Below are 22,540 nucleotides of genomic sequence, written 5' to 3'. Positions count from 1 at the left end.
TTATCGATGAATTGTTCAGCGACGTCGGCTAGACCCTGGTCGGCGAGACCAGGCCGCTGATGGGACGGCCTTGCGCGGCGGCGGCGAGCACTTCGTAGACGCCTGCGCCGGTCTGTTCCCAGGAGAACTCGCCTGCGCGGGCCCTGGCTTTTTCGCCCATGACCGCGCGGGTGTCGGGGTCGGCGAGGAGGTCGGCGGCGGCTGAGGCGAGGGCGGGGGCGTCGTCTACCAGGAGGCCGGTGACGCCGTCGACGATGGAGTCGGTGAGGCCTCGGGAGCTGCGGTAGCCGATGGTGGGGACGCCGTGTTGGGCGGCTTCGATGACGGCCAGGCCCCAACCTTCCTTGCGTGAGGGCATCACGTGGACCCAGGCGGTCGAGAGGATTTCGTGTTTGCGGCGCTCGTCGACGTGGCCGTGGAAGGTGACGGCGTCGGCGATGCCGAGGGCGGCGGCGCAGTCGCGCAGGTTGGGGGCCCACCAGCCGTCGCCGATGACGTCGAGGTGCACATCGGGGAAGCGTTCGCGCAGGTGCGCGACGGCGGTGAGGGCGTCTTCGATCTGCTTGTGCGGGACCAGGCGCGACAGGACCGCGATGCGCGGGTGGGTGGCGCGGGTGGTGTCGGCGCCGGGGACGACCTCGGCGGGCACCGGCTCGGCGCCGTTGCGGACCACGGCGATGCGCTCACGGTCCACCCCGAGCACCGACAGTTCCTCGGCCGAGGGCAGCGAGACGGTGAGGTACTGGTTGTCGCGGTGCACGCGCGGGGACAACGTGGATTCGATCCACCAGCCGATCCGCCCGACGAGGCGACCTGCCACCGGCCACTGCTCGCGATGCCCGTGATGCACCAGCACCACCGAGGGCACGCCCGTGGCGGTGGCGAAGAAGGGAATGCCGTTCTGCGTGTCGATCACCACGTCCGGGCGCAGGCCCTTCAACGGTCCGAACCCCATCCGACCAGCCACGATGGCGGCCAGCGCCCTGGGATACACGGTGAATCGCCCACCCGCGCGACTGATGTCGATTCCGTCGATCCGCTCACGTTTGGGCGCACCGGGATACCCGGCCGTCCGCAGGGTGACCTTGATCCCCCGCGCCGCCAGCTGCGCCCCGACCTGTTCCAGGTACCGCTCGCTGCCCCCGCCCTGCGGGTGCCCGGTGTCACGCCAGCAGAGTAGGAGGACTTCACGCACGGTCGCTTCTCACATTCGGTTCGGTGGCTGACAAACGTCGGCCCCCACACTAGCCGGTGTGCTCCACGCAACAACCCGAAACTGACACCGCGTCGTCCCAGATTGAGAAATCCACCACCGAAGGACCGCTGTCCGGGTGTTGGCTCAGGTAGGGATGGCCATAAACTCGCCCCGTGTCGACCGCCACCCCGCCGAGAACCGAGCAGCCCGTCGCGCGCCGCGACCGATCCCGGTTCGCGCGCCGCGCCACCCTGCGTCGCTCCCTGCGCCTGCTCACCAGCTTCCGCTTCGAGCAGACCGACCCGGCCCGCTTCTACGGCGGCATCGCCACCGACAGCGCCGAGCTGATCAGCGACTTCTACGCCGACATCACCGGCCGCGACCTCACCGGCACCGTGGTCCTCGACGTCGGCGGCGGCCCCGGCTACTTCGCCGACGAGTTCACCTCGGTCGGCGCACGCTACGTCTCCGTCGAGCCCGACCCGTCGGAGATGCACGCGGCGGGGCTGCGGGTGTCGGGTTCGGTGCGCGGGTCGGGGATGGCATTGCCGTTCCGCGACAACGCCTTCGACGTCTGCTTTTCCTCCAACGTCGCCGAGCACGTGCCGCAGCCGTGGCTGATGGCGGACGAGATGGTGCGGGTGACCAAGCCCGGCGGCCTCATCGTGTACTCGTACACGGTGTGGCACGGGCCTTTCGGTGGTCACGAGACCGGCCTGTGGCATTACCTCGGCGGCGAATTCGCGGCCCGTCGGTACCGGCGCAAGAAGGGCCACGAACCAAAGAACAGGTTCGGCCGATCATTGTTCGCGGTGACGGCGGCCGATGGATTGCGCTGGGCGGCAACGACTTCAGCCGACGTGCGGACCATTTTTCCGCGCTACCACCCGCGTTGGGCCTGGTGGCTCGTCCGAGTTCCGATGATCCGGGAGCTATTGGTCAGCAACCTGGTTGTGGTGGCGACCAAAGCCTGATCAGGCCAGCCAGCTCAAGCGCCGCGACCTCCGAATCGGCTCGGGTAACACCCGGTCCCACGGCGATTCCTGAATCGCCAGGCCTACGGTCTCCAGCGTGGTCAGGCCGACCTGATCGGCAAGCGCGCCGACCATCGCAACGGCCTCAGCGGCCTGGATGGCGGCAGTCGCCTGTTCGATCGTGAGTGTGCGGCCCGGCAGGAATGAGACAACCCATCCGCCACTGCCCACACTTTTCGCTTGATGGTCGGTCTGGTCGCTGGTCATCAACGATCGGCCGATCACTTGCACAGCCATGAGTCGGTCTCCCCAATTCGCTGTTAATGTCCGATGAATCGAGCGAGCTGATCAGTAGCTAAAGCATCCCCTTTTCATCACCGGAACGCAATAGTGCGTTTCCCCGAATAGCGAACCGCTAGGTCGGAATTCGCAATCTTCACAGTCGTTGCGGCACAGCGAATTAGAACAGGTTGCAGACAATTCGACCGCAAAACTGTAACGTGTTCTCATGCACTACGACAGTCTGTTCATCGGCGGTAAGTGGACCACCCCGGCCGGTAGTGACCGCATTTCGGTGATCTCCCCGGCAACGGAGGAGACCGTCGGCAGCGTGCCCGCGGTAACGAATGCCGATGTCGACGCGGCGGTGGCCGCGGCGCGCGACGCGTTCGACAGCGGGCCGTGGCCATCCACGCCCCCATTGGAACGAGCCGAGGTACTCACCAAGGTCGCCCGGCTGATCGAGCAGCGTTCGCCGGAATTGCTCGACGCGCTCACCGCGGAGATGGGCGCGCCGACGTTAGCGGCCTTGACACTCAACCAGATTCCCGCCGTCGCAGCCTTGGACGCACTCGCCGAACTCGCGAAAACCTTCGCCTGGAACGAGACTCGAGTCGGCCTGTTCGGAACTTCGCGTGTATCACGGGAACCCCGTGGCGTCGTCGCGGCGATCACTGCCTGGAATGTCCCGTTGTTCCTGGCCGCGAACAAGCTCGGGCCCGCGTTGCTGGCCGGCTGCACCGTGGTGCTCAAGCCGTCACCGCTGACGCCGTTGACCGCGAACATCCTCGCCGACATCTTCACCGAGGCAGGCCTACCCAGCGGTGTGCTCTCGGTGCTGCCCGCCGAGGCCGAGGCCAGTGAGTACCTCGCGGGCCACCCCTGCGTCGACAAGGTGACCTTCACCGGCAGCACTCCCGTCGGCAGGAAGCTGGCCGCGCTGGCCGGTGGGCAGCTCAAGACCGTATCGCTGGAGCTCGGCGGCAAGTCGGCCGCGATCGTGCTACCCGATGTCGACCTGGCCGCGTGCATTCCCGTGCTCGCGTTCTCCGGGCTGATGAACAGCGGACAGGGCTGTGTCGCGCAGACGCGAATTCTCGCGCCGCGCAGTCGCTATGACGAGATCGTCGAGGCGTTGGTCGCGCACGTGAAGACCATGCAGACCGGCGACCCGACCGATCCCGCGACCCAACTCGGGCCGCTGATCAGCGAAAAGCAGCGCGACCGCGTGGAAAGCTACATCGCCAAGGGCAAGGCCGAGGGCGCGCGACTGGTGCTCGGCGGCGGCAGGCCCGCCGGCGTGGAGCGCGGCTGGTTCGTCGAGCCGACGATCTTCGCCGACGTCGACAATGCGAGCACCATCGCCCAGGAGGAGATCTTCGGCCCGGTGCTCTCGGTGATCCCGTACGAGACCGAGGACGAGGCCATCGCGATCGCCAACGACTCCGACTACGGCCTCGCCGGTTCGGTGTGGACCACCGACATCGAACACGGCGTCGAGGTCGCGGCCCGAATCCGCACCGGCACCTTCGCGATCAACTGGTACGCCTTCGACCCGACCGCACCGTTCGGCGGCTACAAGAACTCGGGCATCGGCCGCGAAAACGGCCCGGAAGGACTCGACGCCTTCTGCGAACAGAAATCAGTCCTGATGCCCATGGGCTGGACCGAATAGCAGTCCTACGCGTGCACCCGCACTGATGCGTGCACATCATTCTGCTGGACCGAATAGCAGTCCTACGCGTGCACCCGCACTGACGCGTGCACATCATTCTGCTGGACCGGCTAAGGCATATGTACCCGCAGCACCGGCTGCGCGGCCACCTCACCCCGGGCGGGCAGGTCGACGACCTCGACCCGCCAGCCCGGCGGCAGAACCCGCTCCAGCTTGCCCGCCACCCGCTGCAGGGGCGTGCTCGAATAGGTGTCGGACTCGAATCCGGTCACCAGATCGGTCATGCGTCGAACCACCTCTCAGCGTCGATCTCGTCGGGATCATCCCCGCCGCCGCGGGGAGAACGTTGACCGCGTGGCGGTGCAGGAGTCTCGCAGGGGTTCAGCTCGAGAGGAATATAGGCGACAGTTCCGCTGTACGTTCCAGCGACTCTCTGACTTCGATAGATATACCCATAAAGAGTTCGCGGAAATCGTCCGACGCACAGAACGAAACCGCCCGTACCGAAACGGTACGGGCGGTTCAGTGTTGAAAGGGGCGATCAGCCCAGGCGCTCCTTGAGGGCCTCGAACTCGTCACGCACGCCCGAGGGCAGCTTGTCGCCGACGAACTCGAACCATTCCTCGATCGACGGGATCTCCTTGCGCCACTCGTCGGCGTTCACCGACAGCGCCTCGTCGACGTCGGCGGCGTTCACGTCGAGGCCGTCCAGGTCGAGATCGGCGGCGGTGGGGACGTGGCCGACGGCGGTGGCGGACGCGTTCGAGGTGCCCTCGATGCGGCCGACGATCCACTCCAGCACGCGGGAGTTCTCACCGAATCCGGGCCACAGGAAGCGGCCGTCGTCGCCGCGACGGAACCAGTTGACGTAGAAGATCTTCGGCAGCTTGGTCGAGTCGGCGTTCTTGCCGAGGTCGATCCAGTGGTTGAGGTAGTCGCCCACGTGGTAGCCCAGGAACGGCAGCATCGCCATCGGGTCGCGGCGGATGGTGCCGACGGTGCCCTCGGCGGCGGCGGTCTGCTCCGAGCCCATGGTGGCGCCCATGAACACGCCGTGCTCCCAGCCGAACGACTCGGTCACCAGCGGGACGGTGGTCTTGCGGCGACCGCCGAACAGGATGGCCGAGATCGGCACGCCCTGCGGGTCGTCCCATTCGGGGGCCAGGGTCGGGCACTGCGACATCGGGGTGCAGTAGCGCGAGTTCGGGTGCGCGGCGGGCGTGCCGGACTCGGGGGTCCAGTCGTTGCCCTTCCAGTCGATGAGGTGCTGGGGGTCGCCTTCGAGGCCCTCCCACCACACATCGTTGTCGTCGGTGTTGGCGACGTTGGTGTAGACGGTGTTGCCCGCGTCGATGGTGGCCATCGCGTTGGGGTTGGAGCTGTGGTTGGTGCCGGGCGCGACGCCGAAGAAACCGAACTCCGGGTTCACCGCGTACAGCTGTCCGTCCTTGCCGAAACGCATCCAGGCGATGTCGTCGCCCAGGGTCTCCGCGCGCCAGCCGGGGATGGTCGGCTGGATCATCGCCAGGTTGGTCTTGCCACAGGCCGACGGGAATGCGGCGGCGATGTAGTAGTTCTTGTTCTCGGGCGAGATCAGCTTCAGGATCAGCATGTGCTCGGCCAGCCAGCCCTCGTCGTGGGCCATCGCCGAGGCGATACGCAGCGAGTAGCACTTCTTGCCCAGCAGCGCGTTGCCGCCGTAACCCGAACCGAAGGACCAGATCTCACGATCCTCGGGGAAGTGGGTGATGTACTTGGTGTCGCTGCACGGCCACGGCACGTCGGCCTGGCCCTCGGCCAGCGGCGCGCCGACGGAGTGCAGCGCCTTCACGAACGGGCGATCGGTGCCCAGCTTCTCCAGCGCGGCGGCGCCCATGCGGGTCATCACGCGCATCGAGACGACCACGTACTCGGAGTCGGTGAGCTCCACGCCCAGCTTGGGGTCCTCGGCGCCGAGCGGGCCCATGCAGAACGGCACCACGTACATGGTGCGGCCCTTCATCGAGCCGCGGTACAGCTCGGTCATGGTGGCGCGCATCTGCGCGGGGTCGACCCAGTTGTTGGTCGGACCGGCGTCGGCCTCGGTCTTGGAGCAGATGTAGGTGCGCGATTCGACGCGCGCCACATCGGAGGGATCGGACAGCGCTAGGAAGGAGTTCGGCTTCTTCTCCTCGTTGAGCTGCTTGAACGTGCCCGCCTCGACCAGCTGAGTGGTCAGGCGATCCCATTCCGCGTCGGAGCCGTCGGCCCAGACAACGCGATCGGGCTGAGTGAGCTCTGCGACTTCCTGTACCCAGGCGAGCAGTTCACTGTGCTCGGTCGGCGCCTTGCCGTCGGATCCACGAAGACCAGGAATGGTCGCTGAGGTCATGAAAACTCTCCTGAGATGGGCGGTCATCGATCGCCACCATGGGCGGGTAGGACGCCCGCTTCAGACCAACCGTCGCACAACCCCGAGAGACGGCTGAAGGCCGTACACGGACGATGGCCGCGCATCGACTGGCAAGAGCGGACGCCCAGGTTCCTGCCTCCAGGTTAACGCGACATGACCACTGATACGGCATCGGGCTCCCTTACGGATACCCACAGGTATATCGGTCAATCCCGTGCTCACAGTTGATCGAGGGTGGCGATGTCACGCTCGCACGCGGTCAGCTGTGCGGGACGCTCCGCGACCAGCCTGCGCGCGAGCGCGTCGAGCTCGGTCACCCGCCGGTCGACGGCGATCGCGCGGGCGGTCGATTCGCGGACCACGTGCTCGGCCAGCTCGGCCTCGATGTCGACCAGCACCCCCGCGACACGCTGCTCGAGCTGGGCTTTGATGTTCACCAGCGCCTCGGAGACCCACTGCGACATGTGGTTGCGTTCGGCGAGCTGACCGCGGGCGCGCACGACCCAGGCGGCCGCGCCCGCGCCGAGCAGCAGCGTCACCGGGACGCTCGCCACATCGAGGGTCGGCACCAGCGACAGCGGCGCCACGATCAACCGGCCGAGGCCGACACCGGCCGACGCGCCGAGCGCGATCATGAGGTGATCTTCGACACCACGGTGCCTTTTGTCCGGATCCGGACCCACCCGCGGCGCCGGTTCGTGACGACGGGTGGTCGGTGCGGCGGTGCCGATCCGGCGGGCGGCTTCGATGACTCGCTCGTCGATGACGGCGTCGACCGAGAGCGAGAGTTCACCGGCCGCCTGCTGCAGTCGCTGGGGGTATTCGCGCAGTTCGGCACGGTCGCAGCGGTCGAGTTCGGCGCGGGAGCGGGTGTGCAGGGCGCGCACCATCGAGCCGAGTTCGGTGGTGAGATCGACGCGGGCGAGCTGGACCTGGCTGCGCACGGCGGCCAGCCCGGTTTGGCGGCCACCGTCGCGCTCGGCGACGAGGCCGATGCGTTCCTCTCTGATGCGCGCGGTGTCGGTGCCGGCACGCAGGGCGGTGATCTGTTCGTCGATGCGCGCCCTGGTGTCGGCGAGCACCCGGGTGCGCACAGCGGCGCGGCGCTCGGCACCGTCGGCCGGGCCGTGCGCGGTGGCCGCGGCGAGGATCGCGTGCAGTCCGGCCACGCCGGAGCGGTCGAGCAGGGTCGAGTCGTCGGCGGCGCGGGCCGCGGCGGACATGCGGGCCGACACAGCGACGATGTCGAGGTCGGTGATGCCGCGGGCGGCGAGCAGTTCGAGGTTGCGATCGCGGGTCACGCGCCAGTCCTGGTAAGCGTGAAAGCCGTTCATGGCGAGCAGGATTCGCTGGTCGGCGGCGCGCAGGCGATCGATCAGCGCGAACATGTCGGAACCGAGGACACTGCCCGCGTCGAAGAGGATCAGCGCCGCAGCGGGCTCGTTGCCGGGGGCGGGTTCGGCCAGGTCGATGCGGGGTTCGAAGCGGGCGAGTTCGGTGCGAAGCAGGGTGGTGTTGGCGTCGTCGGGGGCGTAGAAGTCGACGCTCGAGCCCTGCCCGGCACCGGCCATCGCCCGCAAGAGCGCGGCGCCCTGCGGATTCCACCGTTCGATCACCGCGTCTACCGCTGGGTCGAGCGCACTCGCATCGTCCGACACGGCCCTCCGCTCCTCAACGGCAGGGACCTGATCCGCCGACGTGCTCGGATCGCCGGTCGCTCGCGCGCCGACGGCCGAACCTCGATCGGGAACGTCAGAGTCCGGCACTTGACATCCGCTCCCAGGCTCTGACATAGCCGTTGTGGACGCGAAGGGCAGCTCGGCGAGCAGCGGGCGGCATGTCACTGGACACCACCGCACGCCAGCGAGTCGCGCGGGCGAGCGCTTCGTCGGCGTCGGCGGGCGAGGGTGACGGGTAGCCGGCGGCCAGGTGCGAGACCTGCGGACAGGCCAGTCCCGCGCGAAGTCCAGCCCAGAGCGCCTCGTCACCGGCCAGATAGTGCTCGATCATTTCGCGGGCGCGCCCGCCGTCGCCGGGGACCGCGCGGGCGGCCAGCCGGACCAGCTCGTCGAGCAGTTCGCCGCCGCGCACCGCTTCGACCTGCTCATACCTGCGATGGACGAGCTTGTGCAGCGGATCGATGCCGCTGGCGGAGTGCAGGATCTGGATGATCGCCGACGCGGGCAGATCAGGATCGGCACGCAGAGCCGACAGCGCGCAGTCAACGCCGTAGAGATCCCAGTTGGCGATCAGCCGCCTGCGCGCGTCCTGGTCGGAACCGCTGCCGATGAACAGATCCGCCGCAAGCACCGAGGGCACATCGGGACCGACCGCGAGCCTGCGCAGGTCGCTCAGATCGGCGGCGCTCACTGCTCCCGCCCTGGTCCGCGCGGCCACCGAGGCGACGATCGGCACGACCGGCACCCCGAGTTCCTGCGCGATCCGCTGCGCCGCGGCCACCGCCTCGCCCCAGCGCGCGCCCACGGCGTCGGCCTTGTTGAGGACAACCAGACCGCGCCCCTTCGGCACGGTGTCGAGCAGCCGGTAGTCGGCGGCCTGCGGCGCACCTGCCAGCACATAGATGACCAGATCACCGTCGAGAACCGGATCCGGCGACTCGGGCTGATCCACCGGCGAAGTCTCCTGCGCCGACAACAACGCCAGCGCCGCCAGCACGGTGGTCCGCCCGCTGAGCGCACGCCCGGTGATCTGGATGTGCAGCGGACGACGACGCCGCGCGGCCGCATCGGCGAGCTGTCGCGCGATCGCCGGATCACCGCCCCGACCTGCACCGAGGCGCGAAATCAGCTCGTCGAGCTGGTCCGCGGGCCGTGTCTGTGCGAATTCGGTGGCTGTCGACATTCTGCACACCCCCTTTTCAGGAGGGCATTCTGTCAGATCCGCGCCGGGCGGGGGCTCGGCGAACCCGCCGCGCGAGGCGGCCGGATCGGCTGCCGACGAACTCGCTTGTGGCGTAGCTCGGCGCATGCTGGACAATGGACGACGTGAACGACGCCGCCAACCACGCCGAGCCGACCAGCCACAAGCTGTCGGAGATGCCTGACGACGCCGGCAGGCGATCGCTGACCGGCTCCCGGCTGTACCCGCGCGTGACGAGTTTCCGCACCCGCCGCGGCGCGCTGACGTCGAATCAGCAGGCCTCATGGGACAAGACATGGCCGGTGATCGGGCGCAATGTGTCCAACGATCCGGTCGACGCCGACGCCTGGTTCGGGCGCGAAGCACCGCTGGTGATCGAGATCGGCACCGGCACCGGCACCGCGACGGCCGCCATGGCCAAGGCCGAACCGCACCTGAACCTCATCGGCATCGAGGTGTATCAGCCGGGTCTGGCCCAGCTGGTGCAGCAGATCGAACGCGACGAGATCGACAACATCCGATTGCTGCGCGGCGACGCCGTCGACGTACTCGAGAACATGGTTGCCCCGGAATCGCTGATCGGCGTTCGCGTGTTCTTCCCCGACCCGTGGCCCAAGGCCCGCCACCACAAACGCAGGCTGCTGCAGGCGCCGACTTTCGCGCTGATCGCCAGCAGACTCAAGCCCGGCGGTGTGCTGCACGTGGCTACCGACCACGCGGATTACGCGGAGCATATTCTCGAAGTAGGCTCCAAGGAACCGCTGTTCACCGGCCTGAACGACACCACCGGCGGCGACAGCGCCGCCAACCGCACCACCGCGCCGATCGGTTTCGAACGGCCCGTCACCAAGTTCGAAGGCAAAGGCCTGCGTGCCGGTAGCGCCATCAACGAGTTCATATGGGGGAAGATCGACAGATGAGCGTGAGTGAGATCGCCCCCGAGATGCCGGTGCCCGCCCAGGCAGGCTCCGGTTCCGAGGCGTTGAGCGGTTCCGATGTTCGACGTGTCCTGTTGGTGTGGGACGCGCCGAACCTCGACATGGGGCTCGGTGCCATCCTCGGAGGACGTCCCACCGCCGCCTATCGCCCCCGTTTCGACGCCCTCGGCCGCTGGCTGCTGGCCCGCACCGCCGAGATCTCGGTCGCCTCCAAGGGGCGCATCGAGGCCGAGGCCACCGTCTTCACCAATATCGCGCCCGGCACCGCCGACGTGGTCCGCCCCTGGGTGGAAGCGCTGCGCAACGTCGGTTTCGCGGTGTTCGCCAAGCCCAAAATCGACGAAGACTCCGATGTCGACGCCGACATGCTCGCCCACATCGCCACCCGCCAGCGCGAGGGCGGTTTAGCCGGGATCATGGTCGCCTCGGCCGACGGCCAAGCCTTCCGTGAACCCCTCGAAGCCATCGCGGCCAAGGGAATCCCAGCTCAGGTGCTCGGATTCCGTGAGCACGCGAGTTGGGCGGTCACTTCGGATACCCTCGGGTTCGTCGACCTCGAGGACATCCCTGGTGTATTCCGGGAACCGCTGCCGCGGGTGAGTCTCGAGTCGCTGCCCGACGAGGGCGCTTGGCTGCAGCCGTTCCGGCCGCTGTCGGCGCTACTCACGTCTCGCCCTGGTCAAGGAGTCGCTTAAGTGTTCACCCGCTGGGGCGATCTGGTCTATCGGTTCCGCTTCGCCGTCATCATTGTGGTCGGTGGGGCGATGTTGGCGTTGGGTGCGTACGGCATGGGGCTCGGGCCTCGGCTGTCGCAGAGTGGGTGGTTCGATCCGAACTCGGAGTCGGTGATCGGCGCGCAGCTGGCCGACCGGTCCTACGGGCGCGACCACCTGTCCGACGTGATCGTCATGTACAACGCCCCAGAGGGCAAAACGATCGATGACCCGGAGTTCTCGAAGAAGGTCGTCGACAGCCTGACCAACGTCGTCGCCGACCATCCCGATCAGATCGGCAAGCTCAACGGCACCTACTGGAAGGTGGGCGACTCGGCTGCCGCGCCGTCGATATTCGGGTCGAAGGACAAAAAGCACGCGTTCGCCTCGATCGCCATCGCCGGTGACAACGACACCGTCATGATGGCCAACTACCGCGCCGTGGCGGATGTCTTCTACATCCCCGGCGTCGACGTCGAGGTCTCGGGCCTGCAGGCCATCGCGGTGACCCTGACCGACACCCTCGACCACGACTCCAAGCGGATGGAAGTGATCGCCTTCCCAGCAGTGGCGATCCTGCTGTTCTTCATCTTCGGTGGCATCGTCGCGGCCGCGTTGCCGCTGATCATCGGTGGTCTGACCATCCTCGGCGCCACCGGCATCGTGATGGCGCTGACCAATTTCACCGAGGTCAACTTCTTCGTCACCGGTGTCGTCTCGATGATCGGTCTCGGCCTGGCGATCGACTACGGGCTGTTCATCGTCAGCCGTTTCCGCGAGGAGCTGGCCGAGGGTTACAGCACCAGAGCCGCCGTCCGGCGGTCGGTCATGACCGCTGGGCGAACAGTGGTGTTCTCCGCGACGATGATCGTCGCCAGCGTCGGGGGCATTCTGATCTTCCCGCAGGGCTTCCTGCGTTCGGTCGCGTACGGCACCATCGCGGCAGTCGGCCTGGCGGCGCTGACCGCCGTCACGATTCTGCCCGCGATGCTGGCCATCCTCGGCCCGCGCGTGGACATGCTCGGGCTCAAGCGGTTCCGCAAGACCAAGACCGCGGAACAGGTCGAGAACGGCTTCTGGGGCAACCTGACCCGCTGGGTCATGAAGCACCCGCTCAAGATCGCCATCCCGATCACCATCGGCCTGCTGCTGCTGATCATCCCGGTCAAGGATCTGACGTTCGGTGGCATCAACGAGAAGTACCTCCCGCCCGACGACCCCGCTCGTTCCGCGCTCGAGCACTTCTACGAGGTCTTCCCACAGAAGAAGACCGACCCGATCCAGCTGGTCTTCGTCTCCGACAACACCAACGCGATCGGCAAGGTCTGGAAGGAAGCCAATCAGGCTCCCGGGCTGGTCAGCCCGTTCGAGGTCCCGAGCAAGTCGCCGACCAACCCCGAGGTTTACCGCACGTCGGCGCCCATGGTCGATCCCACCAACAACGCCGAGCCGACGATCGACTACCTGCGCTCGATCGAAATACCCGACGGCGTCACGATGTACGTCACCGGCCAGCCCACACTGATGGCCGACAGCATCGACACGCTGATGAGCCTGATGCCGTGGATGATCCTGCTCGTCCTGGTCACCACCACCATCCTGATGTTCCTGACGTTCGGTTCGTTGGTGTTGCCGATCAAGGCCGCATTGATGAGCGCGCTCGGTCTCGGCGCGACCCTCGGCATCCTCACCTGGATTTTCGTCGACGGTCACGGCGCCGGCCTGCTGAACTTCACACCACAGCCCATCAGCGCGCCCGTCTTGATGCTGATCATCGCGATCATCTACGGCTTGTCGACCGACTATGAGGTCTTCCTGCTGTCTCGCATGGTGGAAGCGCGCGCCCAAGGTGCGTCGACCACCGAAGCCGTGCGGATCGGCACCGCCCAAACCGGGCGGATCATCACCGCCGCCGCGCTGATTCTGCTGGTGGTGACCGGCGCGTTCGCGTTCTCCGACATGGTGATGATGCAGTACATCGCCTACGGCATGATCGCGGCGCTGATCATCGACGCCACCATCCTGCGCATGCTGCTGGTCCCCGCGATCATGAAGCTGCTCGGCGACGACTGCTGGTGGGCGCCGAAGTGGATGAAGCGGATCCAGGAGAAGATCGGCCTCGGCGAACCGATTCTCGACGACGAACGCCCCCAGCACGGTGGCGTGGTCGACCTGGTGAAGACCACCCCGATCACCGACCCGCCGACCATGCAGATGAAGGCGGTCCCCGACTCCAAGCTGGCCCGCACGCCCCGCAGGCCGCGCACGGTCGCCGAGATCGAAGCCGATGCCCCCACCCAGCGCATCGACAAGATCACCGACACCGAGTCGGCCGAGCCCGCGCGCCCGCGCCTGCCGATGTCGCCCGATCCGACGCGCCCCCGCGCCTCGATGCTGTCCTCGGGTGAGCCGACCCGGGAATTGCCGGTGGTGAAGCTGGGTACGCCCGCCGAGCCCGCGGCCGAGGATGCCGCGAAGCAAGCGGACGCCGATCTCGACCTGCCGAAGTTCGTGTCCGGCGAACCGACCCAGGTTCTCCCGATCGTGAAGCCGTACACCCCGAATCCCGATCAGGGACAAGGTGATTCGACCTCCGACGAGAACCGTGGCTATTCGGGTCCGAGTTTCGGCACCCCGCCCGTTCCCCTGGCCGACCTCGGCGATCCCGAAACCGGACCCGGTGGCGCGGCTCGCCCCACCAACGGGCCCGGACACACGAACGACGCGGTCGATTCGCCGAGCAGCAGCTCACCGTTCGGCAGCGCCGACTTCCAGGTGCCGGGCGATACCGGTGTCACGGGACCGAGCTTCGGTCACGATCCCCGCGTCGGTACCACCGGCCCCGATGTCGGCGACGCCGAAACTCCCAGCGCCCCTTCGATTTCCCATCCCGATCCGGTCGACAGCGGACCGAGCCTCGATCTGCCCGGCATCGTCACCGGCGGTCCGGTACGTGGCTCCGCGCGCGTGCAGCCGCCGTCGGGGTACACCCCCGGCGTGATCGGCGAGACTCCGTCGGTTCCTCGGGTGTCGACGCCGACCGAGACCGGCAACGACACCGGATTCGCCACGCCCACTGCGGATTCGCGGCCGAGCATCGTCCCGCCGCCGAGGCCGAGCACGGCTACTCCGCCGCCGCGCGGGGTCGTCCCGCCGCAACCGCCGCGGATCGTCAACACCCCGCCGACACCGCGCGAGACTCCACTGGCACCTCGTGAGATGCCGTCGGCACCTACCGAGACCCCGCCGGGCGGAACCTTCAGCGGATTCAGCCCCGTGACCGCCTCGAACCTCCGGCCCATCCGGCCCGGCACCCCCGCTCCCGATTCGAGCCAACGGCCCGAACCGAGTCATGCGCCGGACCAGGCTGATCCCGCAGTGCGCGAACCGGATTCGAGCTCGCAAGGCTCCGAGTCACCGGATCCCGACCTCTCGGTCACGCCGGGCGCGCACCGCGCCGAGTCGCGCTCGGTCGAGCCGGATCGTGCGACTGAGCCCCATTCGGCCACGCCGGACCGCGTGACCGAATCCCACTCGACCTACACAGATCGCGCGGCGGAGTCGTACCCGAGCACCGCGGCGCGCGCGGCGACGGAGCCCGATACGCGGATCCCGGCGCAGGGCGTTTTCGGCACCTCTGTACCCGTCGAGCCGCAGCCGAGCACGCCGTGGAACAACGGCATGACGAGCCCCGGCACGCCGCGTGGGTTCAGTACGCCTGACCAGGGCAACGGGCCACGGTTCTCGCCGGTCACCCCCTCCTCGGAGGACAGTGCCGACGAGGTCGAGGAGACAGTCGACCAGCCCGACGACTCCCCCGGCCAGTGGCAGGCTCCGTCCGGCTTCACCGCCGTCCCGAGCCCTGCCGCGCCGCCCGCCGAACCGGCAGAGTCCGGTTCCACTCCGGAATCCGGTTCCACCGCGCCGGAATCCGGTGAACCGCAGGCGGATACCCGCAACGAGATCGAGAACTGGATGGCTCAGCTGCGGTCGTCTCGTCGCGGTACGCCCGCCGACGAGGGGCGTCATCATGGTGGCGAGGGTCGGACTGTCAGCGTGAACGAACTGCTGCGTCGGCGCGAGGACGACTGACTTCAATCTCGGAACACTCGGGGCGGGACCTGTAACAGGTCCAGCCCCGAGTTCGTTCAGGAGCCCTGGCGCGGTGCGGCTTCGGCGAAGGCGCGGGCGTAGCGGGTTCCGGTGAGCAGCAACAGGATTCCTACTGCGAGGAAGGCTGTGACGCGGATCAAGCCGGAGAGGGTGGCCAGGTCGAACAAGAACAGTTTCGCCAGGGCCGCTGCGGCTACCAGTAGGCCGGAGACCAGGCAGACTTTCGCGACCGCGGGGGAGCTGGCGAGTCGGCGCAGGCCGTAGAACAGTGAGGCGGTCGCGGCCACCATCCAGACGATGGTCGCCAGGCTGTGGCCGACGATGAAACCGTCTGCGCCGCCGAGGGATACGCCTAGCGATACCGCCGCGACCAGTACGTAGTAGAGCCCGGCGATGCTCACCGCGATCCACACTCCGGTGACGAGCGCCGGGTCGTCGCATTTCGGCAACCGTGGCACCGTCCACGCCACCATCGCCGCCGCACCCAACCCGACGATCGCCGCCACTGCTGTCGCGATGTCGAGTTCGCGCTCCGCGAGTCGTTGCAGGGCAAGTGTTTCCGGTGTCGCGATCGCCAGCATCACCAGCCCGCCCAGCAGCGCGAACGCGATGCCGAGCCCACCGACCACCCGAACGCGACTGGCGGCAGCGACGGCGAGGAACGCGAGGCCGACCGCGAACAGTGTGGTCGGCAGCAGCCGCGGGTGACCGCCGGTCGCCACGGTGCACGTCTGCAACAACGCCACCGCACCGGTCAACCCAGCCACCAACGCCGTGTGCCGCGCAATCCGCAATGGTCCGACGAGCCCGGCACTCGCATCCACGGGGCCGGGAGGTACCGCGCGCACCGCCGCAGGATTCACCCAGCTGGCCGACTCCGCGTTCGGAGGGCCGGGAACCGAACCAGCGGACTGCGAAGCCACAGCGCTAGGAGCCACAGCGTTCGCCGAGCCAGAAGCGTCCGGCGGACCGGCCGTGGCGCGGGCGGGGATCAGAGCGGTGGTCGCGAGGCCGAGGAGGATTACGGCGAGCAACACCGTGACCGACGCACTCACAGCCTGGTCGAACAGGACTGCGGTGCCGAGCACCGGGAGGGCGGTGAGCGCGATGGTGATACTGGCGGTGATGTCAGAGGGCCTGCGCCGCACCGCGAGCAACGCACCGACCAGCCCGACCACCGCGCACGCGATCGCAGCGACCAGCAGTCCTCGCCGCTGCGCCACTTCCGCTCCGGAGATCGCCCCTTCGAGCCCGCTGAACGCCGCCATTCCCAACACCGCGAGCACCACGGGCAAGGTGCGCGCCATATGCAGCACCGGCCAGTCCCTGCGCATCTGCACCGGCACCCCCGCCGCCTGCAAGACCACCAGGAACCCGAGCAACATCAACTCGGTGGTCAACGCGGGCGACAACACCGCGGCCCCCAACACCACACCCACCGCCAACGGCTGCGACTGCCACCGCATCGCGATCCCCACCCCCACCAACGCCACCACGAGCGCCACCGCAAGCCCCACCCCACCAGGCACCCACTTGTAATACCCGGTCACCGCAACAACATCCAGGTAAAGCCCAGCAATACCCGTGGCCACCAACGCAATTCCACCGACACGACCACCGGGCCGCCCGAACACCCGCCACCCGAGCCCGACCAGAACCACCGAAAGCGCGCCCCCGGCAACAACTCTGGCCACCGGCCCGAAGAACCCAGCCTGCGCGGCCAACACCAAAAGCATCAACACCCCGACCAGAGTCACCCCCACGCCGGCCACCGCCAACACCCGAGAAATCACCCCTTCCCGCTGCCACCACGGAGTCCGAGCAACCCGCCCCGGCCCACGCATCGGCGGCGGCACCGGCATCGGCATCGGCGGCCGCCCGCCAGGAGGAGGCCCGTATCCCCACCCCGGCCCACCCGGTCGACCCTGCCCCGGCCCTACCTGCCCGGGCCTCCCCATCGGCCCGTACCCCGCAGCACCAGGCTGCGCGCCGAGCCCAGCACCAACCTGCCACCCAGCCTGCCCATAGGGAGCGCCACCCGCAGCCGGCACGGCGCCATAAGAAGGACCGCCCCCGGCCGGACCGGAATAGGCGGGCCCGAAACCCGGACCAGGACGCCCTGCACGCATAGGCCATTCCCCACCCCCTGGAACGCCAGGACCGGACGGCCCGACACCAGGCCCCGCGTGCGTGTGGTCGCCAACCTCCCCGCCGCGAAGTGGGGACTGCTCCACCGCACCAGCACCCTGCCCCGGCACCGACGGCTCTTCGAGCGATTCCGAGCCGGTCCGATCACCAGCCGACCCCGGCGGCGCAGCCACCGCGCCCTCGTTCCTCAACGCCGCTTCCGCCCGCAACTGCCCGGCCAGCACATCCAGATCACCCCCCAACTGACCCATGTGCGCACCGAGCGCGGTGAACTCTCCGGAGAGCCGCGCAACGAGCGCGGGATCAATGGCAGTACTCATAACTCCATAGTCGCCCCCCACGCCCCGACATACATGAGTAGAAACCCCCCGCCCCCACCCCGTTCCTACGCAAACCCAACCCGGAACCCGATCACGCCACGTCCACAACCTGGTCCGGGCAGTCATCCTGGGCCAGGCAATCCTGCCAGCTCACGACCGATGCGCACACCCTGAGCCGGGCGACCCTGCCAGCTCACCACCGATGCGCACATCCTGAGCTGGCCGACCCTCACCACCGATGTCCACATCCTGGGTCGGGTGGATGCGTAGCGACCATCGATGTCTACATCCTGGGTCGGGTAGGCGTGGATGTGTAAAGACCGATGTGTCCACAACCTGGGCCGGGTAATCCCCAGGAAGTCTCTACCAAAGGGGCCCGCCCCGATCTGGACTGACCGGAGGGTGCGACGAAGGAGTACCCGCAGGGAGGGAAGATCGGGGCACCGGAGGGCCCCGCTCGAGCGCGCCAGCGCTCCAAAAATACAGCAAAAGGTACACCTGCCCCGGGCCCGGTAAACCGCAAGAAACCCAGTAAACCCCGACCCCTAAGACCCCAAAAACCGCTTCCACTGAACCATCAACGGATACTTAGCCGTCACCGACCCGAACCGAACCCGCCCGTGCACCACAAGGTGCAACGGCCCGATCGGCGGCCCAGTCCGAACCTTGTTATCAGCCGAAGACCCCACCAAATCCAGCCCGTTCAAATCAACAGTCGCAGCCGCCGGAACCAGCAACGTCAAACTCGTGCAGTAATCATCGACCTGAATCTCCACGATCTGCGTCTGCATCACCGCCTCGGTGAAGTCCAAAGTCACCCCGGACATCAGGTTGTTGAGATGCAACACCGGAGGCACCCGCCATGGCCCCCGCCGATGCACCCCGGACAACCGACTACGAATAGCACTCGGATTCGACCCACCAGGCACCGGAACATGCCGAGGCCGCGGCATAGCCGCAGGTTGCGGCGTCCCCGCCACCCGCATTCCGGGCAGGTCGACGAGCACCGCGTTCAACTCACCCCGGGTCTTGGCCGCCAGCGCCGTATCCATCCGCTCGGTGAACTCCCCGAGCGACAACATCCCGAGCCCAACGGCCCGTTGCAGCAATTGCCCGACATGCTCACGCTCGGCATCGGACACACGCAGCTCACGGTCACCGACGGGACCAGCCGCCGCGGCACCGGGTACGAAAAGGGAATCAGGACCGCCCATGCAATCGAGGGTAACCACGCCCACCCCGAAACACATCAGGGCAAACCCGTATCTTTTGCGGCTGGCGCCGCGGGTTCTCGGCGCTTGACTCCACCTCTTCCCTCCCTCCGGGCACTCCTTCGTCGCGCCCTCCGGTCAGTCCATCGGCGGAGGCGCGCCGAGAACCACTACTCGAGCCCTTGCTCGATGGCATACCGCGTGAGTTCGACCCGATTCGCCAGCTGCAACTTACGCAGCGTCGCCTGCACATGGTTCTCCACGGTCCGATGCGAAAGACTCAACCGCGTGGCGATCTGCTTGGCCGACAGCCCCTTGGCCACCATCCGCAAGACCTCGGTCTCCCGCTCGGTCAGCGAGGGCCGATGCGGCTGGTCGGCGGCCACCGGCGCAGTCGCCATCCGCCGGTACTCCCCGAGCACCAGCCCGGCCAACCCGGGCGTGAACACCGGCTGACCTGCGGCGGTGGCCCGCACCGCGTCGATCAACTCCGCCGCCGAAGCACTCTTCACCAGATACCCGCTGGCCCCGGCCTTGATCGCATCGAGCACATCGTCACGCTCGGCCGACGCCGACAGCACCAGCACCCGGCTGTGCGGCGAAACCCGTAGCACTTCGGCGGTGGCCGCGGCCCCGTTGCCATCGGTGAGCTGCATGTCCATCAACACCACCGCCGGCTGCACGGCCGCGGCCCGACGGGCGGCTGTCCCGACGCCGTCGGCGGTGGCGAGCACCTCGAACCCGGCTTCGGCCAGATCGCGGGAAACACCTTCGCGCCACATCGGATGGTCGTCGACCACCATCACCGTAATGTCCGGCATCGCCCTGCTCCTCTTCTCAGTGCGCCGACCGGCGCGGAATCCGGAATTCCCATTCGGTCCCGAGGTCCTCGCCCTCGGTCAGCAATTCAGCGGTGCCCCCGAGCGCTTCGATCCGCCCGACGATCGACCGCGAAACCCCCATCCGCCCTTCGGCTTCGGCTGCTTCCAGTCGTCCCGCGGCGATACCGACCCCGTCGTCGCGCACACTCACCACGAGCCCGCCATCGGTATCTTCCAGCAGCACATACGCTTTCGCGGCGGGTCCGGCGTGCAACGAAACGTTGGACAGCGCGGTGGTCACCGCAGCGGCGATCTCGTGCGCCGACACCTGCCCGACCAGCACCGGATCGCCCGGTGTAGCCACCGACACCGTCGTCGTCGCCTGTGCGGTCAGTAGCGGCCGCAGATCCACTTCCCCCGACCCGGAGTCGGGCAGTTCCGCCTGCTCGGACAACAGCACCCGCAACGCCACCTCCTGTTCCCCCGCCCGCTGCGCCAGTTCGGTTGCGGGCCCACCGATCTCACCCCCGCGCCGCTTGATGAAGGCGAGCACCTGCAGCACCCCGTCGTGCACTTCGCGCGCCAGCCGCTCCCGCTCCTGCGCGGCCGCCGTGATCCGCAAGGCCCGTTCCAGCTGCCCCTGCGCCCGCCGAGCGGTATTGGCCGCCAATCCGAGCGCCAACCCCACCGAAACAAGCACGGGCGCAGTCGCATCGCCCCATACGTCCTGCCCCCACTGATCCCGCACCGTCACCACAACGGCCGCCATGACCAGTCCAGCGACAACTCCCGCGACCGGCCCGCGCAGAACCGCCATCGAGATCACCGAGTTCGCGATCCACAGCGTCGTCGGCAACGTCTGATGCCCGTGATACCAATCGTAGTCCGCGACAAGGCGAGTCGAGGCGATCAGCGCGATCGTCACCACCTGGTCGCCGAACACCACCCAGCCGCGAATCTTGCCGGTCGCCTCGGGGAAGTACCACTGCGACAACAACAGCGCCGAACTACCCGACCAGATCGCCATCACCGCGATCAGCATCCAGCTCAGTCGTGGATGCTCGTAATACTGCACCGATGCGATCTGCTGCCCGATCGCATACAGCAACGTGACCAGCCGAAACGCCTGCGCCGCCCGCCACAGCGGCGCGGTGGCGGCGTCGGTCGAGCTCAACTCAGCTGTGTGGGTCCGCATCGCCGGACTCTTCCTTGCGCAGCCGCTTCGCCACGTCGAAGCGGCCGGGCGGCTCGGGTTTGTCGGGCTCGGCGGTGAAGAGTTTTCGTTCGTCGGCACCGACCAGCTCACCGAAGGCTTCCGCCGGACTGTCAGAGAGCAGATACCGAATCGCGGTGTTGCCCACCGCGATCAACGGCACCGCGAGCAGCGCCCCCGCGATCCCGCCGACGACCAACCCGGCGGTGATGGCCAGCACCACGGCAAGCGGATGGATGCTCACGGCCCGGCCGAGCAGAAGTGGTTGCAGCACATGACCTTCCAGCTGCATCACCGCGACGATGATGCCGAGCACGATCAGCGCCGTCACCAAACCCTTGGTGACCAGAGCGATGAACACCGCCACGAACCCGGCGAAGAACGCGCCGATGATCGGGATGAACGCGCTGATGAACACCAGCGAAGCCAACGGCAAGGCAAGTGGCACATGCAGAATCGCCAGCCCGGCCCCTATGCCGATCGCGTCGACCGCGGCCACCACCACGGTCGCGCGCACGAACCCGACCAGCGTCCCGAAGCCCAATTCACCAGCGGTGCGGACCTTTTCGCGGTGCGCGGTGGGGATGATCCGGGTGACGAAGTTCCAGATCTGATCCCCGCCGTAGAGGAAGAAGATGAGAATGAACAGGATCAGGAACGCGCCGGTGAGAATGTGGCCGATGGCGGTGGCGGTGGTGAGCGCGCCGCTGGTCAGGCTCTCACGGTTGTCCTGGATGGTGCGCACGATGGTGTCGCCCGCGCTGCGGATCTGCTGGTCGCTCAGGTGCGGCGGACCGTTGATCAACCAGTCCTGCACCTTGTGCACGCTGTTGGTGACCTCGTTGGACAGCCCCGGCACACCGTCGACGAACTGTTCGACGACGAAGGTCAACACCCCCGCGAGCAGTCCGATCGAACCGAGCAGCGCCACGAACACCCCGAGCGAGCGCGGAATACCCACCCGCTGCATCCAATCGACCAGCGGCGCGAGCAACGCGGCGGCGAGCAACGCGATGGCGAGGGGGATCACCACTGTCGCGAATTTCTGGACGAGCATCCCCACCGCGAGCAGCGCGCCGAAGATGATCAGCAGCCGCCAACTCCACGCCGCGGCTTTGCGGACCAGCGGATGGACTGCCTCGGCATCCGAACGCCACAGCGTCGATGCGGTCGGAGAATCTACCTTCTGGTCGGTCACTCGAAGGAGCCTATCGGTCCGAACGCTAGATTGGTTGTCGTGTCGGCGCCTCTGGAAGCGATGACAACCGGAGTACCTACACAGCGGGTTTGAATCCCGGGTGGTCGCGGTGGCGAGGGCGGAGCGTACCCCGTACCGCGATGGGCACGGGTGCACCTTGACGAACTGGGGACGAACCCCGGTACGGCCAGCTCAGTATGAGGTATGGAATTTCCGCCTTCGTTGGAAGGCGATGCACAGGACGCCGGGTATTCCTCGGCTGGTCCTCGGGACTGGGTTACTGGACAGAGCCCGGCCGTTGGACGCAGAGCCGGGGAACCCGGTTGCTGTCCAACGATCCGTGCCCCAACCATGGGGCAGCACCGACACCCAGTCTCGAGCCAACTCGATCGGGCCCTCTGCGTCCACAACGATCATCGCCCAGTCGGTTACCGGGCGAATATGCCAGCGGCCTTCGCCGATAAGTTCCT

Annotated in this window: 16 protein-coding genes; 5 read left to right on the top strand and 11 right to left on the bottom strand. The window is 67.6% G+C overall.

Annotated elements, in window-relative coordinates; genetic code table 11:
- Window positions 1-28: 28 nt before the first annotated feature.
- Complete coding sequence (locus ACFWUP_RS09115; protein WP_379232375.1) at window positions 29-1,195, bottom strand: glycosyltransferase family 4 protein; 1,167 nt, start codon at window positions 1,193-1,195, stop codon at window positions 29-31.
- Window positions 1,196-1,368: 173 nt separating this feature from the next.
- Between ACFWUP_RS09115 and ACFWUP_RS09110 the strand changes: the two genes are divergently transcribed.
- Window positions 1,369-2,169, top strand: a complete 801-nt coding sequence (locus ACFWUP_RS09110) for a class I SAM-dependent methyltransferase (RefSeq protein WP_379232373.1) — start codon at window positions 1,369-1,371, stop codon at window positions 2,167-2,169.
- Here ACFWUP_RS09110 and ACFWUP_RS09105 read toward each other — a convergent pair whose 3' ends face one another.
- Entirely contained in the window at window positions 2,170-2,436 is a 267-nt protein-coding gene (locus tag ACFWUP_RS09105) for a hypothetical protein (RefSeq protein WP_379232372.1), read from the bottom strand.
- A 241-nt stretch (window positions 2,437-2,677) separates the two neighbouring features.
- On the opposite strand from ACFWUP_RS09105, the gene ACFWUP_RS09100 reads away from it, so the two are divergent.
- The gene (locus ACFWUP_RS09100) at window positions 2,678-4,123 is read left to right on the top strand and encodes an aldehyde dehydrogenase (protein WP_379232370.1); all 1,446 of its coding nucleotides are present in this window, start codon (window positions 2,678-2,680) and stop codon (window positions 4,121-4,123) included.
- A 110-nt stretch (window positions 4,124-4,233) separates the two neighbouring features.
- Here ACFWUP_RS09100 and ACFWUP_RS09095 read toward each other — a convergent pair whose 3' ends face one another.
- From ACFWUP_RS09095 to ACFWUP_RS09080, 4 genes are all read right to left on the bottom strand, one after another.
- Window positions 4,234-4,407 carry a hypothetical protein gene (locus ACFWUP_RS09095; protein WP_379232368.1) on the bottom strand — a complete coding sequence of 58 codons (174 nt, stop codon included), beginning with the start codon at window positions 4,405-4,407 and terminating at the stop codon, window positions 4,234-4,236.
- Window positions 4,408-4,664: 257 nt separating this feature from the next.
- Complete coding sequence (locus ACFWUP_RS09090; RefSeq protein WP_379232366.1) at window positions 4,665-6,494, bottom strand: phosphoenolpyruvate carboxykinase (GTP); 1,830 nt, start codon at window positions 6,492-6,494, stop codon at window positions 4,665-4,667.
- A gap of 239 nt (window positions 6,495-6,733) precedes the next feature.
- Window positions 6,734-8,173 carry a hypothetical protein gene (locus ACFWUP_RS09085; RefSeq protein WP_379232364.1) on the bottom strand — a complete coding sequence of 480 codons (1,440 nt, stop codon included), beginning with the start codon at window positions 8,171-8,173 and terminating at the stop codon, window positions 6,734-6,736.
- 94 nt (window positions 8,174-8,267) lie between these two features.
- The gene (locus ACFWUP_RS09080) at window positions 8,268-9,377 is read right to left on the bottom strand and encodes a hypothetical protein (RefSeq protein ID WP_379232362.1); all 1,110 of its coding nucleotides are present in this window, start codon (window positions 9,375-9,377) and stop codon (window positions 8,268-8,270) included.
- A 134-nt stretch (window positions 9,378-9,511) separates the two neighbouring features.
- Here ACFWUP_RS09080 and trmB point away from each other — a divergent pair, with 134 nt between their 5' ends.
- Genes trmB through ACFWUP_RS09065 form a run of 3 tightly spaced genes read left to right on the top strand, consistent with a single transcriptional unit; the run spans window position 9,512 to window position 15,138 of the window.
- Window positions 9,512-10,315: a tRNA (guanosine(46)-N7)-methyltransferase TrmB gene (gene trmB, locus ACFWUP_RS09075; protein WP_379232360.1), complete on the top strand. Its 804-nt coding sequence runs from the start codon at window positions 9,512-9,514 to the stop codon at window positions 10,313-10,315.
- The gene (locus tag ACFWUP_RS09070; RefSeq protein ID WP_379232358.1) at window positions 10,312-11,028 is read left to right on the top strand and encodes an NYN domain-containing protein; all 717 of its coding nucleotides are present in this window, start codon (window positions 10,312-10,314) and stop codon (window positions 11,026-11,028) included. Before trmB ends, ACFWUP_RS09070 begins: the two co-directional genes overlap by 4 nt.
- Window positions 11,029-15,138, top strand: coding sequence for an MMPL family transporter (locus ACFWUP_RS09065; RefSeq protein ID WP_379232356.1), 4,110 nt, complete (start codon window positions 11,029-11,031; stop codon window positions 15,136-15,138).
- A 56-nt stretch (window positions 15,139-15,194) separates the two neighbouring features.
- Here ACFWUP_RS09065 and ACFWUP_RS09060 read toward each other — a convergent pair whose 3' ends face one another.
- From ACFWUP_RS09060 to ACFWUP_RS09040, 5 genes are all read right to left on the bottom strand, one after another.
- The gene (locus ACFWUP_RS09060) at window positions 15,195-17,117 is read right to left on the bottom strand and encodes a DUF2339 domain-containing protein (RefSeq protein WP_379232866.1); all 1,923 of its coding nucleotides are present in this window, start codon (window positions 17,115-17,117) and stop codon (window positions 15,195-15,197) included.
- 1,055 nt (window positions 17,118-18,172) lie between these two features.
- Window positions 18,173-18,841 carry a DUF1707 domain-containing protein gene (locus ACFWUP_RS09055; RefSeq protein WP_379232355.1) on the bottom strand — a complete coding sequence of 223 codons (669 nt, stop codon included), beginning with the start codon at window positions 18,839-18,841 and terminating at the stop codon, window positions 18,173-18,175.
- A 167-nt stretch (window positions 18,842-19,008) separates the two neighbouring features.
- Entirely contained in the window at window positions 19,009-19,659 is a 651-nt protein-coding gene (locus ACFWUP_RS09050; RefSeq protein WP_379232353.1) for a response regulator, read from the bottom strand.
- A gap of 16 nt (window positions 19,660-19,675) precedes the next feature.
- Window positions 19,676-20,854, bottom strand: a complete 1,179-nt coding sequence (gene macS / locus ACFWUP_RS09045; protein ID WP_379232351.1) for a MacS family sensor histidine kinase — start codon at window positions 20,852-20,854, stop codon at window positions 19,676-19,678.
- The gene (locus ACFWUP_RS09040; protein WP_379232349.1) at window positions 20,835-22,070 is read right to left on the bottom strand and encodes an AI-2E family transporter; all 1,236 of its coding nucleotides are present in this window, start codon (window positions 22,068-22,070) and stop codon (window positions 20,835-20,837) included. Before ACFWUP_RS09040 ends, macS begins: the two co-directional genes overlap by 20 nt.
- Window positions 22,071-22,540 lie beyond the last annotated feature (470 nt).

This window comes from Nocardia sp. NPDC058658 (assembly GCF_042716665.1).
Taxonomy (GTDB): Bacteria; Actinomycetota; Actinomycetes; order Mycobacteriales; family Mycobacteriaceae; genus Nocardia.
Note: the sequence above shows the minus strand (reverse complement) of the source record. Positions and strands in the feature narration are given on the sequence as shown.

Excerpts from the sequence above, each read along its gene's own strand:
- ACFWUP_RS09105 (WP_379232372.1), bottom strand. The coding sequence starts at position 2,436 with ATGACCAGCGACCAGACCGACCATCAAGCGAAAAGTGTGGGCAGTGGC.
- ACFWUP_RS09100 (WP_379232370.1), top strand. The coding sequence starts at position 2,678 with ATGCACTACGACAGTCTGTTCATCGGCGGTAAGTGGACCACCCCGGCC.
- ACFWUP_RS09095 (WP_379232368.1), bottom strand. The coding sequence starts at position 4,407 with ATGACCGATCTGGTGACCGGATTCGAGTCCGACACCTATTCGAGCACG.
- ACFWUP_RS09090 (WP_379232366.1), bottom strand. The coding sequence starts at position 6,494 with ATGACCTCAGCGACCATTCCTGGTCTTCGTGGATCCGACGGCAAGGCG.
- ACFWUP_RS09080 (WP_379232362.1), bottom strand. The coding sequence starts at position 9,377 with ATGTCGACAGCCACCGAATTCGCACAGACACGGCCCGCGGACCAGCTC.
- trmB (WP_379232360.1), top strand. The coding sequence starts at position 9,512 with ATGGACGACGTGAACGACGCCGCCAACCACGCCGAGCCGACCAGCCAC.
- ACFWUP_RS09070 (WP_379232358.1), top strand. The coding sequence starts at position 10,312 with ATGAGCGTGAGTGAGATCGCCCCCGAGATGCCGGTGCCCGCCCAGGCA.
- ACFWUP_RS09060 (WP_379232866.1), bottom strand. The coding sequence starts at position 17,117 with ATGGGGAGGCCCGGGCAGGTAGGGCCGGGGCAGGGTCGACCGGGTGGG.
- ACFWUP_RS09055 (WP_379232355.1), bottom strand. The coding sequence starts at position 18,841 with ATGGGCGGTCCTGATTCCCTTTTCGTACCCGGTGCCGCGGCGGCTGGT.
- ACFWUP_RS09050 (WP_379232353.1), bottom strand. The coding sequence starts at position 19,659 with ATGCCGGACATTACGGTGATGGTGGTCGACGACCATCCGATGTGGCGC.
- macS (WP_379232351.1), bottom strand. The coding sequence starts at position 20,854 with ATGCGGACCCACACAGCTGAGTTGAGCTCGACCGACGCCGCCACCGCG.